This is a genomic window from Enterovibrio sp. QJM3NY_24, from assembly GCF_057786035.1.
This window is the reverse complement of the sequence record NZ_CM173519.1, coordinates 68,356-85,466: the sequence shown is the minus strand read 5'-3', so window position 1 is coordinate 85,466 and position 17,111 is coordinate 68,356. Positions and strand designations below refer to the sequence as shown.

Sequence of the window (17,111 nt, the reverse complement as noted above, 5' to 3'; positions counted from 1 at the left end):
AGTCGACATAAATAATTCTACGCCGATACAAAATACAAAATAGGCGTCGACTCACATTTCAAACATACATTTTATTTCGAGAATTATTATCTAACTGAAAGGTAGGAGAAAAAAACAAAAACAGGCAAGTTTTAGGGAAGAATACTTACTAGAAGTTGGGCGATCACCTACAAAATAGCGCGTGAAAATGCTCGGCAGACATTGATATCTGAGTAACCTCAAGATGTATAATTCAGTGTTACATCTAATAATATTGCTCTGAATATAGACGCAAAAAAGGCAGCCTCAGCTGCCTTTTGGAAACTTAACGAGCGAACAAATTAGTGCAAACCGCCAACGTATTGGGAAATAGCGTCGATCTCTTTGTCCGACAATTTGCTAGCAACGATACGCATCATACTATTCAAGTCGTTATTACGCTTCGCATCGCGAAACGCCATTAACTGAGCTGAGACGTATTCGGCATGCTGTCCAGAAATTTTAGGAAACCCTGACAGTGATGTGCCGTTACCACGTGGACCGTGACAAGCAATACACGCTGCAATGCCGCGCTCTGAATCACCCGCCAGATAAATCTGCTCACCGAGATCAACCGACGTTTCAGGTGTCGCACCTGGCTTGGCGGTTTGTGATGCGTAGTAAGCAGCGAGATCAGACATATCCTGTTCGGACAATGATGCCACCATGCCTGCCATTACTGCATTGTAACGGCCTTGCTCTCCACCCGTCGTCATACCGAGCTTAAAATCTTGAAGTTGCTTTAACAGGTATTTTTCGTGTTGACCTGCCAGAACGGGGTTTGCCGGAATGAGACTATTGCCGTCAGGACCGTGACATGCGGCACAAGTGGTTGATTTTGCTTTACCTGCTTCTGCATCACCCTGTGCATAGACGGTAAAACTCGCAATTAAAGTGAGTAGTAGCGCTAATTTCTTCATGACATTCCATTTATAATTATCAAGCTTCCAATACCACGATGCCCACGCCATCATGATACAATCATCGAGCAAAAACCGAGCACGGTCATTTTACACAATTTCACATAAAAGTAATCAGTCGACTACATAAAGTCGAGACGGAGTTAACAGTGAATCCTTCACTCAACTATCGCAACACACACTTTATCACCAGTGCCCCAGATATCAGGCACTTGCCGCCTGATACCGGTATAGAGGTCGCGTTCGCGGGACGCTCTAATGCTGGTAAATCTAGCTCAATTAATCGACTTTGTGATCATAAAAGCTTGGTTAAAGTGAGTAAAACGCCGGGTCGCACACAATTGATCAACTTATTTAAAGTGGATGAGGGATGTCACATTGTCGACTTGCCGGGCTATGGCTTCGCGCAAGTTCCACTGGAAATGAAGAAAAAATGGCAAAAATCACTGGGTGAATATTTGCAAAAACGTGAGCAATTGAAAGGATTGGTCGTGTTGATGGATATTCGTCACCCGCTGAGAGAGCTTGATCAGCAGCTTATCTTTTGGGCGGTTGACTGCAACTTGCCAATTTTGGCGCTGCTAACCAAATGTGACAAACTAAAAAGTGGCGCACGTAAAGCAGAGTTAACCAAGGTAAGAGAAGCCGCTCTAGATTTCGGTGGTAACGTACAAGTCGAACTCTACTCCTCGCTAAAAGGCATTGGCGTTGACATGCTGCGTAAGAAGCTAGATAGCTGGTATTTCCCCGTGTTTGAAATGGATGCAGAGACGACTGTCGACGCAGAAGAGAACGACGTTATCGCTACTAACGACGATTCAACGTCTAACCAGTAACCATCTCTTTGGTAAACCATAAGCTTTGTTGGATTTCAGACAAATAAAACCCCACCAGAAGGTGGGGTAACGGGAGAGAAATAGGAGGTTTTTTCTTATTCGTTATGATTTGAGTGTCATCCATAATCTCCATCTCCGCAAGTTAGCCCTGCCGTTACGCTAAGTATTTTTGCCTTTCTTTACAGACAGATAATGTATTCAACCCCTGTAATGCACTGATTTTTAACATCTTGATTTTCTTATATGATACTTATTTTTTGTTGATAAATATCATTCCGTTCACATGCCCTGCCTGATCTTTATTCTGGAAGTGAATTACAATTTTAGCGGATAAAAAAAGACCGATCTGAATACTCAAATCGGTCATAAATAACGTGAAAGCCATCTGCCTAAAAAGCGTTGCAGACCACCCTAACCACATCAAGAACAAGAAGCAGCGGTCATTATAGCGCCGATAAGTTTAAATTAAAGTAATTACTCTAATCATGGGCGATAAATTATAACCCCTACACTGTAAATAGATTAATTTATTGTTTTTAATGGTTTTTATTCGATAATTAAAACTGAAGAGAAAACGGGTTTTCACAATAAAAAATGCCCCGGTCGACATTCATCGACCGGGGCTGCTGAATCAGCCAAATCCAATAACGTGAAACAAAAGGTCTGAAAGATAGAACATCTTACCTCTGTACCCTACGTCGCTAAATGTATATCAAATGGCCGATTAAGAAAACCCTTTACGTAGTTTTTTTTCATCAAATTATAAAAAATAGTGCTTTATGTATTCACAATGTTTCATGAAATCAATAAAAAAGCCCGTCTATACGGGCTTTTTTCGTTATGAAATTTAAGTGATTGTGTGATGGGTATCGACCATATGGTCGACTAATCAGTGTGCTTGATCCCAGTTTTCGCCTGTTCCAGAGTCTGCCACGAGAGGAACTTCAAGTAAGGCGGCAGATTCCATTAACTTACAAACCTGTTGCTCAACATCCGAAAGGTGTGCGATATCGACTTCCAGCACCAATTCATCGTGTACTTGCATGATCAAAGCAACACGACCTTCAGGCTGCTGTCCAATCCAACTGTCGACAAGAATCATCGCGCGTTTAATGATATCTGCCGCTGTTCCCTGCATCGGTGCGTTAATCGCAGCGCGTTCAGCCCCTTTACGGCGCATGCCATTGCTTGAATTGATTTCTGGCAAGTGTAGTCGACGACCAAAAATAGTCTCTACATAACCTTGCTCGGCAGCCTGCAAACGCGTGGCTTCCATGTACTGACGCACGCCAGGATAACGTTCAAAATAACGCTCCATATATTGCTGCGCTTCGCCACGAGGAATTCCCAATTGTTTGGCCAAACCAAATGCACTCATACCGTAGATTAAGCCAAAGTTAATGGCTTTAGCGCGACGACGCATTTCACTGGTCACTTCACTAATATCAATCCCCATCACTTCTGCCGCCGTGGCACTGTGAATGTCTTTCCCGTTGCGGAAAGCTTCAAGCAATGCTTCATCGCCAGACAGATGCGCCATAATGCGAAGCTCGATTTGCGAGTAATCGACAGCAAGAATAGCTTTGCCCGGTGGTGCGATAAACGCCTGACGAATACGACGCCCTTCTTCATTACGAATAGGGATATTCTGCAAGTTTGGATGGCCGAAGACAAACGACCTGTCGCAGTCACCGCTTGGTGATAAGAAGTATGCACGCGTTTGGTTTGCGGCTTCACCATCCTTGGCAGCTTGTCGGTGTAAGTCGACTTCAGTTTGGCTAGACCACGGTATTCGAGAATACATTTAGGCAGTGGGTAGTCCAGTGCCAACTCTTGCAGCACTTCTTCATTGGTTGACGGTGTGCCTGATGGGGTTTTCTTGACTACCGGCAGACCCATCTTTTCAAACAAAATGACTTGAAGCTGTTTTGGAGAGCTAAGATTGAACTCTTCTCCCGCCAACTCAAACGCTTGCTTTTCTAATTCATCAAGACGGATAGCAATTTCTTTCGATTGCGTAGCAAGCATGTCGGCATCGATCAAAACGCCATGACGCTCCATACGTGACAACACAGGAACAAGCGGCATTTCATATTGCTCGAAAATAACTTTAAGCTTTTCGTCTTGCAGCAAATGCGCCATCAACACATTGTGTAGGCGCAAGGTAACATCCGCATCTTCCGCGGCATACGGCGCGGCTTGTTCCATCTCAATTTGATTAAACGTCAGCTGCTTTTTACCTTTACCCGCAATCTCTTCGAAACTAATGCAAGCATGTTGCAGATAGCGTAATGCCAAACTGTCCATGTCATGACGCCCAGCCACACTATTAAACACATAAGATTCAAGCATGGTGTCGTACGCAATGCCCTTCATCTCAATGTCATAACGCGCCAATACGCTCGAATCATATTTCAGGTTCTGACCGACTTTGAGTGCACCGGCATCTTCTAGCCATGCTTTCATTTCTGCCAGCACCCAGTTTCTATCTAACTGTTGTGGCGCATCGAGATAATCGTGGGCAACAGGCAAGTAAGCCGCTTCACCTTCTGCAACGGCAAAAGAGAGGCCGACCAGATTGGCTTCCATGTAATCGAGGCTGTCAGTTTCTGTGTCAAACGCCACCACGTCAGCACTGCGCAGTTTGTCCATCCAAACGCGAAACGCTTCTTCGGTCAAAATGGTTTCGTACTTGCTGCGATCAATGCTTGCCGCTGAAAAGTTTACGTCTTCTTTTTTACCCGATGCTGAAGGCGTACCGGATGCGACCGCTCGCTCAGCGACAGCATCCATGCCAGCACTACCGCTTTGCGCTTCCGCTAACCAGCGCTTGAAATTAAGCTCAGTAAACAGCTCAACCAATTTGTCATTTTCCGGCGCACGGTTAGTCAATTGTTCGGGTGTAAACGGCAATTCACAATCTAGCTTAATGGTCGCAAGCTGATAAGAAAGAAACGCCCCATCTTTATTATCTTCTAGCTTCTTCGCCATGGTTTTAGAACCACGGAATCCAAGGTCGGCAATTTTATCAAGGTTCGCGTATAGCTCTTCTAATCCACCGATACCCGCGATCAAAGCCGTCGCGGTTTTATCACCCACACCAGGGACTCCTGGGATGTTATCGACTTTGTCACCCATCAAAGCCAGATAATCGATGATGTACTCTGGGCCAAAACCATATTTATCATGCACGCCTTGCGGGGTCATGATGACATTGGTCATGGTATTAATGAGAGTGACATTCTCATCCACCAGCTGCGCCATATCTTTATCACCGGTACTGATCAGAATCGGCATACTGGCCTTGGAACCCTGCACGGCAAGCGTACCGATCACGTCATCTGCTTCGACACCGTCGATAACCAGCATTGGGAATCCCATAGCTTCAATGATTTTATGCAATGGCGCTATCTGACCGCGCAGGTCATCCGGCATCGGCGGACGATGTGCTTTATATTCGGCATACATATCGTCACGAAAGGTTTTACCTTTAGCATCGAAAATCACGGTCACATTGGATGTCGGATACTGTTTGACCAGACTACGTAGCATGTTAACCACGCCGTAAATCGCACCTGTTGGCTCGCCATTGGCGTTAGTCAAACTAGGGGATGCGTGGTACGCGCGATAAAGATAAGAGGAGCCGTCGACCAGAATCAACGGACTGTCAGAAGTCGTCGCCATAACGTTATAAGCTAACCAGAAAATGATTGATGGGCTAGGATGCCACGACTGGCGAATTCTGTTAACCCGCGATTTCGATTTCTATGGCTAAGAAAGCAAGTCACGCTTCGATTCATACCCTCACATTTATTTTCATATCGACCTACAGACTCATTATCAAATTGCCCTGTGCATAAACACTTTCCCGCCCATGACACCCACCTTTCGCTGTGGATAACTTTGTTAGTATTTATTTTTGGCAATTAAGATCATGTGTGAAAAACGCACAAAATCAAAAAATATATCTTTTGTTTTTATGCACTTAACTCTAAGTCATTGATCCGGATCAGGATCGTGCGGAGATCATCGACTGTGGAAAAAGAAATTGACCATCGATCAAAGCAACCTTGTATCTTTTACAATACCGTTCTCTAAGGTTGTGATCAGCGTGAATTCAAATCACCATCGTTTTGCTCATAGACTACGCTTGATCTGGCTATTAACTCGGCGGCGATCCACGCTTTCGCCGCAAGGTGATTTCTTGCAACGAGGACACATTTATGAAAAAGGTGGCTGTCATCCTGTCAGGATGTGGTTTTTATGATGGTTCGGAAATTCAAGAGTCTGTGTTGTCGCTTCTTGCGATAGAGCAAGCGGGTGCAAGCTGGTATTGCTTTGCGCCTGATGAAGAGCAATTTCATGTCATTAACCACCATGCTGGCGAGGAATCAGGCGACACACGTAACGCCTTGCAAGAAGCTGCGCGTATTTGTCGTGGCGATATTGCCCCAATATCCACGTTGAACCCGGATGACTTTGATGCCCTGCTCTTACCTGGCGGTTTTGGTGTAGCAAAAAATCTCAGTGATTTTGCCAACACAGGCGTATCCATGAGCATTCAAGAAGACGTTCTGCGTGTTTGTAAAGCGTTCGCAAGCGCTGAAAAACCAGCGGGCTATATTTGTATTTCCCCGATCTTGATACCAAAGGTGTATGGCCCAGGCGCGAAAGGGACCATAGGAACAGACCCCGAGACGGCAGCAGCATTTAATGCCATGGGCGGTGAACATGTTAATTGTCCCGTTGATGACTTCGTGCTTGATCAAAGCCGACGCTTGCTTTCCACTCCTGCCTATATGCTTGCTACATCGGTGAGTGAAGCGGCTTCTGGGATCAATAAACTGGTCGATAAACTCGTTGATATGGCGTGAAAGACGTTTGATATGACATGAGTAAAAAAGCGAAGAAGAAGTAGAAGAAAGAAAAAAGCGACGCCGAGTTGGCGTCGCCTGCATCAGAAAACTGCACTACGTAAGCAGATTCATGCAAATACATTTACTGGAAGCAATGTGAGCAATGTCGTGTGTTCTCTGGTGAAGATTGCCTTCGCCATCGAACAAAATAAATAATAATCATTCTCATTAGCGTTTACAAGTTATTATTACTGCTTTATTTTTGCTCATTCATAATGTGTGATTTTCTTCACAAAATGCAGGCGGTATTGATCCAGTGAGTCTTTTTTCTCTAAGTGCTCAATCAAGTAATGGTTATTGAGTAGCAAACAAAGCATGCCCGCAAAGCAATTACGCGATTTCACACGCAAGCTGGTGTAGCCATGTTGAGCGACCCAGCGCTCTTGCGAATGCAACAGCGCCTGTGCGATACCACGACGGCGACCTTTACGGGTGACGCCACCTAGCCAGCTATAGAAACAATCTTCATCCAATTGATAACCCACTTTCACCCCACAGCTTTCCCCATCTTGTTCTGCAATCAGCACCAAAAAAGGCTTATCACCAATGCGTTTTTTTAATGAAGCCAGCGTTTCCTCACGGGAAAATTCATCAATTTGACCAAGTACGTTGATGGCATCGGCCAGCGTCCCCTCTCGAATGATCATGGGTATATCCTTATTTGATCAGCACTCATGTGCTTTTTCTCCGAGTATAGGCGAACAGACAAAAAAAAAGCCGATCAAACGATCGGCTCTATCACCCTCAATCTTATATGCAGGCAGACGCTAAACCAGCTTGGCCTGTGCAGTCTCGTTAACCTTGGTCATGCGACCAACAAGATAATTCAACAACACGCCATACATAGGTACAAACAGGCCAAGGCTTATGATGAGCTTAAAGACGTAATCGACAATGGCGATTTCCGTCCAGTTAGCCGCCATGAAGGCATCAGGGCTGTTGTAAAACGCGATGGCAAAGAAGGCCAAGGTATCAAGCGCGTTACCAAACACGGTTGAACAGCTAGGTGCTACCCACCATTTTTTTGTCTGGCGTAGGCGATTGAACACATGAATATCGAGGATCTGACCAAGCATATAAGCCATGAAGCTTGCCACGGCAATACGCGCCACAAAGAGGTTAAACTCCGTGAGGTGCGCGAGTCCTTGATACTGTCCTTGATAGAACAACACCGACAACACATAAGAGATCAACAGTGATGGCACCATCACGCTGAAAATGATCTTACGTGCCATGCCTGCACCGAAAATACGAACAGTCAGATCGGTCGCCAGAAAGATAAACGGAAAGGTAAATGCGCCCCATGTGGTGTGAAAACCAAAAATGGTGAACGGCAGCTGTACCAGATAATTGCTAGACGCAATGATAACGAGGTGGAAAACCACCAAATAGGAAAGGGCGTTGCGCTGTTGCGCGGGCGTAAAAGTGCTCATTTGGAACCTTTTTGTCATTGGGGGCGAGGGAACCCAAACGTACTTATTATGCCGAGTATTCTACTCGACACCGTATTTTGCTGCTTCGCGGTGCAGTTGCATAACGCAAAGAAGGTGGCGAATTATACAGCATTTTTTTGGCTTGCCAACTGTCGTCGCGTCGCCGTGGTATCACGAAAAGGCGAGTTGTCTACTTAACCAGCGATGCAAAAACAGTAGTTCTTCATCGCCTTCTTTACCAAGGCGCTCTAACCACACACTGGCACTGTAATGCTCAGCTTTGAGCATAAAGGTGACGCCTTCAAAGTCGACCAACCATGTGTGCAGATCGGCATCGGTTTGCTTATCCTGCGCGTTGGCATCAATCAGTTGGCAAAACCTATCTAGCATGGCTTCTGCGTTGTCGAAATCCATCCCATCCGCGGCTAACACCAAACGCCCTTCATTGGCGTCAAAATGCGATAACCTAAATCGTGGTTTATCCATAACTCGCATCATCCGTGTCGAGCGTGATGTGATCTTCAATCACGTCCAAAAATACATGGCCGTATTTTTCTAGCTTGCGCTGACCCACGCCATTGACCGCCAGCAATTCACCTTGCGAGGTCGGGATCATTTCTGCCATTTCAATCAAAGTGGCATCGTTAAACACCACATACGGCGGGATGTCTTCTTTGTCTGCAATCGCTTTGCGCAATTTACGGAGTTTGGCGAACAGCTTTTTGTCGTAATTGCGTTTGCCAAGCTTATCGGCTTTACTGCGTGGTGACAGACCGAGCCTTGGCACGGCAAGTTCAAGCGATGTTTCTCCGCGCAAGACAGGACGTGCTTCTTCAGTCAGTTGCAGCACAGAACTTCGTGCAATGTTTTGCATCAGGTAACCGCGATGGATCAGCTGACGGAAAATGCTGACCCAATACTCATGACTGTGGTCTTTGCCCAGTCCATAAGTGCTGATCTTCTCGTGCCCGTGCTCTTTGATGCGCTGGTTTTGCATACCGCGCAGCACTTCAACCGTGTAACCCACACCAAAGCTCTGATTCACGCGATACACACATGACAGGGCTTTTTGCGCTTGCTCTGTACCGTCAAACAGCGTGGGCGGATCTAGGCAAATATCGCAGTTACCGCAGGGTTTCTCGCGATATTCACCAAAGTAATTCAATAACACCAGACGGCGACAGGTTAGCGCCTCAGCAAACGCGCCCATGGCATTAAGCTTGTGACTTTCCACCTGCTTCTGTGGCCCTTCTGGCTTTTCTTCCAAACAGCGATGCAACCAGCCGATATCCGACGGGTCATAAAACATCACCGCTTCGGCGGGCAAACCATCACGCCCAGCACGCCCCGTTTCCTGATAATAGGATTCGATGTTGCGTGGAATATCATGGTGAACCACAAAACGCACATTGGGTTTATTAATCCCCATGCCGAACGCAACCGTTGCCACCACAATTTGCACGTCATCGCGCTGAAAGGCTTCTTGTACCCAAGCGCGTTGTTCATTGCTCATGCCTGCATGATAGGCCGCTGCGCGTAAATTTTGATCGCACAGCTTTTCGGCCACCTGCTCGACCTTCTTGCGGCTGCTGCAATAAATGATGCCGCTTTGTCCGCTTTGCCCGGCGAGAAACTGGGTCAATTGCGCCAGCGGCTTATGCTTTTCCACCAAGGTGTAGCGAATATTGGGGCGATCAAAACTACCAAGGAAAGAGTGCGGAGCATCCAACGCAAGACGCGAACAAATATCCTGACGCGTGGCGTCATCCGCGGTGGCGGTCAGCGCCATCACAGGCACATTCGGGAAATGCTGTTTTAGGCTACCCAGTTGCGCATATTCGGGACGAAAATCGTGTCCCCATTGAGAGATACAGTGCGCTTCATCCACGGCGATCAGAGCAATCTTCACTGCTTGCAAACGTTCGATAAAGTCACGCATCAACACGCGCTCAGGCGAGACATATAAAAGCGAGAGGTTACCCTCGCGCAGTGCTTGCCATGTTGCTGCTTGTGCTTCTGGGAGCATGGAGGAGTTAATACACGACGCTTGCACGCCGTTCGCAAGCAGTTGGTCGACCTGATCTTTCATCAGCGAAATAAGCGGAGAGATAACAATCGTCAAGCCATCGCGCACCAAAGCAGGAATTTGGTAGCACAGGCTTTTACCGCCACCCGTTGGCATGATGACAAGGCAGTCTTGACCCGCGATAGCGGCATCAATGACTTCCTTCTGACCGTCTCGGTAGCTGTGATAGCCAAACACCGACTGCAAAACAGATTCGTCTTGTGCCAGTTCCAGCGTTTGCGCGGCAGAATCAGTGACGGTCATGATGCCTCTCTTCAATGAATTGGCGCTCATTCTAAACGCCCTTCGCCAATGTTGAAAGCCATGCCGTTGTTGCACACGATTTTCTCATCAATATGTCACCTTTAAGGTGTGCTTAGCGATACATCCTCCATATACTGATTGATGCAGCTAAACCGTTTATATTTGATGACCATTCAGCACTACCACGCTAGATAAGCCATCAATACCCCTTATTTTTCGCTGCCCGCGCCGCCTTTAGGCGGTTTTTGCTCTTTGTCGTAATTTGTATGTTGAGATCTTGCAGTGAATGATGCGCAACAAACCCGCCGAGGCATATTTCTCGCCATTGGCGCCTATAGCATGTGGGGTATTGCCCCGATCTACTTTAAAGCGTTAACTGACGTCCCAGCATTGGAAGTCGTGATGCACCGTGTGCTGTGGTCGTTTTTCTTTCTCGCCATCATAGTGAAAATGAGTGGCAGCTTTGCCCGCGTAAAACTGCTACTCAAAGATACCAAGCGTTTAGCACTTTTAACCGTTACTGCCGTGGTTATTGCCGCCAACTGGCTCATTTTCATATGGGCCGTGGGCAACAACCTCATGTTAGACGCAAGCCTTGGCTACTTCATCAACCCACTCTTTAATGTGGTGTTAGGCATGGTATTTCTCGGCGAACGCTTCCGACGATTGCAATGGGTCGCCGTGGCACTGGCCTTTTCTGGTGTGGCTATTCAAGTTATCACTTTTGGCTCATTGCCTTGGGTTGCGTTGGTGTTGGCGGGCAGTTTTGGCTGCTACGGTCTGTTGCGAAAGAAAATCAATGTGGATGCAGCCACCGGACTGTTCATTGAAACCGCGGTGTTATTGCCAGCGTCAGCAATCTATTTACTCTTTATTGCCGACAGCGCGACCTCAAACATGCTCGACAACAGTTGGAGCATGAACCTACTACTGATCGCCGCAGGTATCGTCACGACCTTGCCATTGTTGTGCTTTAACGGCGCAGCCACCAAATTGCGCTTATCAACACTGGGCTTTTTCCAATACATCGGCCCAACCATTATGTTTTTTTTGGCCGTGGGCATTTATACCGAACCGTTCACCGCGGATAAGGCCACCACCTTTGCCTTTATCTGGACAGCGCTGGCTATCTTCACGTTTGACGCAGTCAGACAACAAAAGAAAAAGCGCAAGTTAAACACTCCATCTTGATATTTCGGCACCGCAAGGTGCCGTTTTTTTTATACCCGCAATATTTTTCTATCCTTCTGCCTTCACAGAGAAAAATTGACATCCTGCCTCGTTAATCCGACACACTTCTCGCTCATTAGCGAACTATACTCAGAGGCTAACCGTTCGTGCGTTAAAAGGAATTAGAATGAAAAAGCCCCCGACTCGACTCTTGTCCGCATTGGCACTTAGCTTGATGATGACAGGGACTGCCAACGCGACTGCTGAAGGTCAAATCACCGATGCTATCGCGCCCGAACTTGCCACAGGCAGCGTGATGCGAAAGAGCGTAAAAGGCACGCAATGGATGGTGGCGTCGGCCAATCCTCATGCCAGCAAAGCCGCCGAGTCCATTCTAAAAAAAGGCGGCAATGCGATTGATGCCATGGTCGCGGTGCAAACCGTGCTGGGCTTGGTTGAACCGCAAAGCTCTGGCATTGGTGGCGGTGCTTTTTTGGTGTATTGGGATAATAAGGCTCAAGCCTTAACCACGTTTGACGGGCGTGAAACCGCGCCAATGGCAGCAACGCCAACACTATTTCTTGATGACAATGGTCAGCCTTTGAAATTCTATGACGCCGTCGTTGGTGGGCTGTCCGTCGGCACGCCGGGTACATTGCGTTTAATGCATGATACCCACGCTAAGTATGGCGACCTGTCTTGGCGCGCCGTGCTCACTCCGGCTATTGAACTGGCACAAGCCGGTTTTGAGGTGTCACCGCGTTTAGCGGCGCTGATTGAAGGCGATGCTGATAGGCTGCGCCGCTACCCTGCGACTCACCAATATTTCTTTGACGACAACGGTAACCCTCTGAGCATTGGCGATCGTTTAGTGAACCTCGAATACGCCAGCACCTTGAAAATGGTGGCAGAGGATGTCGACAACTTCTACCAAGGCCCCATCGCTGATGACATTGTCGCGACCGTCCAAAACGCGGCGGGCAACCCCGGCGTATTGAGTAAAAAAGATTTGGCCGATTACCGCATTGTTGAACGCCAACCTGTCTGCGCCCCTTATCGTCAATATCGAGTCTGCGGCATGGGACCGCCGACCTCAGGCGCGATTACCGTTGGGCAAATCCTTGGCATTTTGAGCAACTTCCCACTGAAAGACCTCGGCAAAGACTCCCCTGAAAGCTGGCGTTTAATGGGTGATGCCTCTCGTTTGGCATTTGCCGACCGCGGACGCTATATCGCAGACACTGACTATGTGCCAGTGCCAACCGAAGGCTTGTTAGCACCCGAATACTTGAAAGCACGCGCGGCATTGATCCCTGCTGAAGGTGCCATGACTGATGTGTCCCCCGGCATGCCACAATTTAGCCATGCGATGAAAGCGCCGGCATTGGCCGACGATCAATCCATCGAACTGCCATCCACCAGCCATTTTTCCATTGTGGATAAAGCGGGCAACATTGTCTCCATCACCACCACCATTGAAAACGGCTTTGGCTCGCGCTTAATGACCCGTGGTTTCTTGCTCAACAACGAGTTAACGGATTTCTCCTTTGCCACACAAAAAGACGGCGTGCCTATCGCAAACCGCATTGAGCCGGGTAAACGCCCCCGTTCATCCATGGCGCCCACCATTGTCATGCGTGATGGTAAACCATACATGGCGGTAGGCTCACCGGGTGGCAGTCGCATCATCGGTTATGTTGCCAAAACACTGGTCGCGCATCTTGATTGGGGTTTAGACATTCAATCAGCCATCGACTTACCGCATCTCGTCAATCGCTTTGGCACTTTTGATCTCGAGGCAGGGACGGATGCAGAAAGTTTCAAACCTGCACTTGAAGAAATGGGATATAACGTCAATATTCGTGACTTAACATCAGGCATTCACGGTATTGTTATCGACAGTGGTGCACTGGAAGGCGGTGCCGACCCAAGGCGCGAAGGGCTGGTCACTGCACAGTAACCCGTTAAGCCCCCTCAGGAGAATATGAATGTTACGTAAAATCAATACGATGGCACTTTGTGCCATTCTCGCAACAGCAGCAGTACCTGCTCAAGCGCTTAGCTTGGACAGCCTACTAGGTGAAGCGAACAAAGAAGCCAGTAATTTACTCAATGGCGTAGACACAAAAACGGCAGATAACCCACTCACGTCGTTGCTGTCGACAGATCTTGGCGTCAATGACAAGCAAGCAGCAGGCGGTGCGGGAGCCCTACTTGCCATGGCTTACCAATCCCTAGGGGAAGAACAAAGCGGTGAGTTACTCAAGATGGTGCCGGGCATGGATTCTTTGACGGGGATGATTCCAGACGATCTCGCCAGTAACCTTGGCAACTTAGAGTCCGTCGACAAAGTCTTCGGTGTACTTGGCTTAGATCCAGGCATGGTACAAAAATTTGCCCCAGTGATACTCAAGTATTTGACCGGTGAAGGCGCCAGCGAATCGCTCATTAGCGGTTTGACGGACGCTTGGGGCGCAGCAAAATAATCTGTCTCTTGTTTCCATTCTCTTTAACTTGAGTGCGATACAAGAACCAACAGACGAAAAAGAAGGGGTGGCCTAAGCCACCCCTTCTTTTTACTGTCGTTTTTCCATGCCTTAACGTTTTGCTTTTGGCTTTTGGCTTTTGGCTTTTAGAGCATGGCGCTTAACAGTGTCTGCCGTTACATCGCTTCTAGCTTGGCATATTGTGTCACCAACCACTTGATCCCTTCGCCATTAAAGGCGACCTGCACACGGCTTTGATTGCCGCTGCCTTCAAAATTGATGATCGTACCTTCACCAAATTTTGGATGCTGAACACGCTGGCCGAGATTAAAGCCCGTTTGATTGAAATTCTGCTGAGTCTGCGTTTGAGAGAAACGACCACTCGCCGCAGCGGGACGCGAGACCTTGGCGCGCATACGCACTTCTTCTAGGCACTCTTCAGGCAATTCACGAATGAAGCGTGACGCTTTGTGGAACATGTCCTTGCCATACACACGGCGCATTTCAGCATGGGTGATAAACAGCTTTTTCATGGCGCGCGTCATACCCACGTAGCAAAGGCGACGCTCTTCTTCGAGGCGCCCCGCTTCTTCGGATGACATTTGGCTCGGGAACATGCCCTCTTCCACACCGACCATAAACACCAACGGGAATTCCAACCCTTTGGCGCTGTGAAGTGTCATCAGCTGCACGGCATCATCAAATTCATCCGCCTGCCCTTCACCAGCTTCCAAGGCAGCATGAGACAAGAAGGCCGATAGCGGCGTCATGTCTTCTTGCACCTCTTCCGGCGCTTCATACTGGCGGGTTGCGGTGACAAGTTCTTCCAAGTTATCAATACGTGCCTGCGCTTTCTCGCCTTTTTCGGCTTCGTACATCGCGCGCAAGCCCGAATGTTGGATCACGTAATCGGTTTGCTGGAACAGCGCCATCTCACGCGTCTCGTCTTCTAGCGCATTGACCAATTCAACAAAACGACGCAGTGAGTTAGCGGCACGTCCCGCCAACACTTGCTCTTCCAATAACTGAGTACTGGCTTCCCACATGGTCGCGCCACGATCACGCGCCGCCAAACGAATGGTTTCCAAGGTGCGATCGCCCATTCCACGTGTTGGTGTGTTAATCACACGCTCAAAGGCTGCGTCATCAAAACGGTTCGCCATCAAACGCAGGTATGCCAGCGCATCTTTGATTTCCTGACGTTCAAAGAATCGCATACCACCATAAATTCGATAAGGCAGCCCTGTTTGAATCAAAGCCTCTTCCAGCACGCGAGATTGGGCGTTGTTGCGATAGAGCATGGCGCAATCGTTCAATGCGCCGCCTTCGTCATGCCAAGATTTGATTTTACCGACAACAAAGCGAGCCTCATCCAACTCATTAAATGCACTGTATACGGAAATCAATTCACCTTCGTGACCGTCGGTCCACAGGCTCTTACCCATACGTTCCGAGTTGTTGGTGATCAGATGGTTTGACGCCTTCAAAATGTTGCCCGTGGAACGGTAGTTCTGCTCAAGACGAATGGTCTTCGCGCCAGCAAACTCATCAAGGAAGCGTTGAATGTTTTCGATCTTAGCGCCACGCCAGCCGTAGATAGACTGATCGTCATCGCCCACAATCATCACATTGGCTTGCGTGCCAGCCATCATGCGCAGCCAAGCGTATTGAATGTTGTTGGTATCTTGGAACTCGTCGACCAAAATATGCTGAAAACGCGCCTGATAGTGCTCACGAATATGGGTTTTATCTCGTAACAACTCGTGGCAACGCAGCAAAAGTTCCGCGAAATCCACCAGTCCTGAACGGTCACACGCTTCTTGATAAGCGCTATAAACACGTAACCAGGTTTTTTCGACGGGATCGAACTGCGCATCAATATGATGTGGCCGTAAGCCCTCGTCTTTTTTGGCATTGATGTACCACGATGCTTGACGCGCAGGCCAGTGTTTCTCATCAAGGTTTTGTGCTTTTATCAAGCGACGCAGCAGACGCTGTTGATCGTCAGAATCCAGAATTTGAAAATCTTGCGGTAAATTCGCATCAAGATGGTGAGCACGCAGAATACGGTGACACAAGCCATGGAAGGTACCGCACCACAATCCTGATGACGTCCCCTGCATCAGTTGGTCGATACGCCCACGCATCTCCGCTGCCGCTTTATTGGTAAAAGTCACCGCCAGTACTGAAAACGGCGAGGCATGCTCCACTTTCATCAACCAGGCAATGCGATGAACAAGCACTCGGGTTTTGCCACTACCCGCGCCAGCGAGTACCAGATAGTTGCCGAGCGGCGCGGCCACGGCTTCGCGTTGTTTGTCGTTAAGACCGTCAATCAGGTAGGATACGTCCATCGTTCATTCACTGGTTATTTATACACTGGTTGAGGATTATATACCCAAGTGACTTTCAGGTGCGAACCTAACACCAAAATTCTGGGGCAAAGACCAACATACACCCCGATATTAACGCCGCCTTACTCCGCTCCTTTCACCAATCCAGGTTTCTCTCTCATACTTTTATAAAAATGATGATTCAAACCAAACAAAATTCATATATATCAACACTTTAATTCACATCTTGGTTCGTCATTGGTTATTTTTAATTAAAAAATAACCGCAACAGCGAAAGTTTTCATTCACTCAACCTATCCTTTTAGGTGAGCACGTTATTGAAGACGGCTCTTTCTTTAATCAATTGATAATCCTAAGGACCTCCGTCCTTACAATGAGGAATTGACATGAAAAAGACTAATTTTGCTGTCGCTGCTGCTATTACCAGTCTGCTTGCTGTGGGTGCAACCACTTTGACGACAACGCCTGCCCAGGCTGCAGAAAAAGAGAAATGCTACGGTGTCGCAAAAGCGGGTAAAAACGACTGCGCAACGGCGACCAGTTCTTGTGCGGGTACATCAACCAAAGATGCCCAAAAAGATGCGTTTATCGTCGTGCCTCAAGGCCTATGTGACCGCCTGTCAGGCAGCGCTAAATCGGCCTCTTAATC

Annotated in this window: 13 protein-coding genes and 1 pseudogene; 6 read left to right on the top strand and 8 right to left on the bottom strand. The window is 47.9% G+C overall.

What is annotated here, in order from left to right; translation table 11 throughout:
- Positions 1–320: 320 nt before the first annotated feature.
- Positions 321–938, bottom strand: a complete 618-nt coding sequence (locus AC3CIC_RS00385) for a c-type cytochrome (protein WP_017004998.1) — start codon at positions 936–938, stop codon at positions 321–323.
- A 149-nt stretch (positions 939–1,087) separates the two neighbouring features.
- Between AC3CIC_RS00385 and yihA the strand changes: the two genes are divergently transcribed.
- The gene (gene yihA, locus AC3CIC_RS00380) at positions 1,088–1,774 is read left to right on the top strand and encodes a ribosome biogenesis GTP-binding protein YihA/YsxC (RefSeq protein WP_488515092.1); all 687 of its coding nucleotides are present in this window, start codon (positions 1,088–1,090) and stop codon (positions 1,772–1,774) included.
- Positions 1,775–2,405: 631 nt separating this feature from the next.
- On the opposite strand, the gene spfP is transcribed toward yihA, so the two are convergent.
- Positions 2,406–2,453 (bottom strand): small protein SpfP, encoded by a 48-nt coding sequence (gene spfP, locus AC3CIC_RS00375; RefSeq protein ID WP_438616993.1) that lies wholly within the window; start codon positions 2,451–2,453, stop codon positions 2,406–2,408.
- Between the two features lie 210 nt (positions 2,454–2,663).
- A pseudogene (polA, locus tag AC3CIC_RS00370) lies at positions 2,664–5,458 on the bottom strand (DNA polymerase I).
- Between the two features lie 539 nt (positions 5,459–5,997).
- On the opposite strand from polA, the gene elbB reads away from it, so the two are divergent.
- Entirely contained in the window at positions 5,998–6,648 is a 651-nt protein-coding gene (elbB, locus tag AC3CIC_RS00365) for an isoprenoid biosynthesis glyoxalase ElbB (protein ID WP_017005001.1), read from the top strand.
- A gap of 248 nt (positions 6,649–6,896) precedes the next feature.
- Here the strand turns inward: elbB and AC3CIC_RS00360 are convergent, their stop codons facing one another.
- The 4 genes from AC3CIC_RS00360 to recQ form a co-directional block, all read right to left on the bottom strand.
- A complete protein-coding gene (locus AC3CIC_RS00360) occupies positions 6,897–7,337 on the bottom strand; it encodes a GNAT family N-acetyltransferase (protein WP_488515091.1) in 441 nt (146 codons plus the stop codon).
- Between the two features lie 120 nt (positions 7,338–7,457).
- Positions 7,458–8,123, bottom strand: a complete 666-nt coding sequence (locus AC3CIC_RS00355; RefSeq protein WP_016959472.1) for a 7-cyano-7-deazaguanine/7-aminomethyl-7-deazaguanine transporter — start codon at positions 8,121–8,123, stop codon at positions 7,458–7,460.
- Positions 8,124–8,294: 171 nt separating this feature from the next.
- On the bottom strand, positions 8,295–8,609 hold the full coding sequence (locus AC3CIC_RS00350) for a DUF3630 family protein (RefSeq protein WP_016959473.1): 315 nt from the start codon (positions 8,607–8,609) through the stop codon (positions 8,295–8,297).
- Positions 8,602–10,452 carry an ATP-dependent DNA helicase RecQ gene (recQ, locus tag AC3CIC_RS00345; RefSeq protein WP_026024071.1) on the bottom strand — a complete coding sequence of 617 codons (1,851 nt, stop codon included), beginning with the start codon at positions 10,450–10,452 and terminating at the stop codon, positions 8,602–8,604. Before recQ ends, AC3CIC_RS00350 begins: the two co-directional genes overlap by 8 nt.
- 282 nt (positions 10,453–10,734) lie before the next feature.
- Here recQ and rarD point away from each other — a divergent pair, with 282 nt between their 5' ends.
- The 3 genes from rarD (at position 10,735) to AC3CIC_RS00330 (ending at position 14,108) form a co-directional block, all read left to right on the top strand.
- Positions 10,735–11,643: an EamA family transporter RarD gene (gene rarD / locus AC3CIC_RS00340; protein WP_016959475.1), complete on the top strand. Its 909-nt coding sequence runs from the start codon at positions 10,735–10,737 to the stop codon at positions 11,641–11,643.
- A 166-nt stretch (positions 11,644–11,809) separates the two neighbouring features.
- On the top strand, positions 11,810–13,582 hold the full coding sequence (gene ggt, locus AC3CIC_RS00335; protein WP_016959476.1) for a gamma-glutamyltransferase: 1,773 nt from the start codon (positions 11,810–11,812) through the stop codon (positions 13,580–13,582).
- A gap of 28 nt (positions 13,583–13,610) precedes the next feature.
- Complete coding sequence (locus AC3CIC_RS00330) at positions 13,611–14,108, top strand: DUF2780 domain-containing protein (protein ID WP_016959477.1); 498 nt, start codon at positions 13,611–13,613, stop codon at positions 14,106–14,108.
- Between the two features lie 176 nt (positions 14,109–14,284).
- Here AC3CIC_RS00330 and uvrD read toward each other — a convergent pair whose 3' ends face one another.
- A complete protein-coding gene (gene uvrD, locus AC3CIC_RS00325) occupies positions 14,285–16,462 on the bottom strand; it encodes a DNA helicase II (protein WP_488515090.1) in 2,178 nt (725 codons plus the stop codon).
- Between the two features lie 386 nt (positions 16,463–16,848).
- Between uvrD and AC3CIC_RS00320 the strand changes: the two genes are divergently transcribed.
- Positions 16,849–17,109, top strand: a complete 261-nt coding sequence (locus AC3CIC_RS00320; protein ID WP_016959479.1) for a BufA1 family periplasmic bufferin-type metallophore — start codon at positions 16,849–16,851, stop codon at positions 17,107–17,109.
- Positions 17,110–17,111: the final 2 nt, after the last annotated feature.